The 1,343-nt window shown below is 50.9% G+C and carries 1 rRNA gene; it reads right to left on the bottom strand.

The annotated features are described in order from the left end of the window. Positions 1-1,343, bottom strand: a 23S ribosomal RNA gene (locus tag BT199_RS26495); the annotation flags it as partial.

Below are 1,343 nucleotides of genomic sequence, written 5' to 3'. Positions count from 1 at the left end.
TAACTCGTCATCAGCTCTCGGCCTTAGAATCCCGGATTTACCTAAGATTCCAGCCTACCACCTTAAACTTGGACAACCAACGCCAAGCTGGCCTAGCCTTCTCCGTCCCTCCATCGCAATAACCAGAAGTACAGGAATATTAACCTGTTTTCCATCGACTACGCTTTTCAGCCTCGCCTTAGGGACCGACTAACCCTGCGTCGATTAACGTTGCGCAGGAAACCTTGGTCTTTCGGCGTGGGTGTTTTTCACACCCATTATCGTTACTCATGTCAGCATTCGCACTTCTGATACCTCCAGCAAGCTTCTCAACTCACCTTCACAGGCTTACAGAACGCTCCTCTACCGCATCACTTACGTGATACCCGTAGCTTCGGTGTATGGTTTGAGCCCCGTTACATCTTCCGCGCAGGCCGACTCGACTAGTGAGCTATTACGCTTTCTTTAAAGGGTGGCTGCTTCTAAGCCAACCTCCTAGCTGTCTAAGCCTTCCCACATCGTTTCCCACTTAACCATAACTTTGGGACCTTAGCTGACGGTCTGGGTTGTTTCCCTTTTCACGACGGACGTTAGCACCCGCCGTGTGTCTCCCATGCTCGGCACTTGTAGGTATTCGGAGTTTGCATCGGTTTGGTAAGTCGGGATGACCCCCTAGCCGAAACAGTGCTCTACCCCCTACAGTGATACATGAGGCGCTACCTAAATAGCTTTCGAGGAGAACCAGCTATCTCCGAGCTTGATTAGCCTTTCACTCCGATCCACAGGTCATCCGCTAACTTTTCAACGGTAGTCGGTTCGGTCCTCCAGTTAGTGTTACCCAACCTTCAACCTGCCCATGGATAGATCGCCCGGTTTCGGGTCTATTCCCAGCGACTAGACGCCCTATTAAGACTCGCTTTCGCTACGCCTCCCCTATTCGGTTAAGCTCGCCACTGAAAATAAGTCGCTGACCCATTATACAAAAGGTACGCAGTCACCCAACAAAGTGGGCTCCCACTGCTTGTACGCATACGGTTTCAGGATCTATTTCACTCCCCTCTCCGGGGTTCTTTTCGCCTTTCCCTCACGGTACTAGTTCACTATCGGTCAGTCAGTAGTATTTAGCCTTGGAGGATGGTCCCCCCATATTCAGACAAAGTTTCTCGTGCTCCGTCCTACTCGATTTCATGACTAAGAGATTTTCGCGTACAGGGCTATCACCCACTATGGCCGCACTTTCCAGAGCGTTCCGCTAATCTCAAAGCCACTTAAGGGCTAGTCCCCGTTCGCTCGCCACTACTAAGGGAATCTCGGTTGATTTCTTTTCCTCAGGGTACTTAGATGTTTCAGTTCCCCTGGTTCGC

This window comes from Pseudomonas sp. NFR02, from assembly GCF_900119375.1.
In the GTDB taxonomy this organism is placed as follows: Bacteria; Pseudomonadota; Gammaproteobacteria; order Pseudomonadales; family Pseudomonadaceae; genus Aquipseudomonas; species Aquipseudomonas paracarnis.
This window is presented reverse-complemented; position numbering and strand designations above follow the sequence as displayed.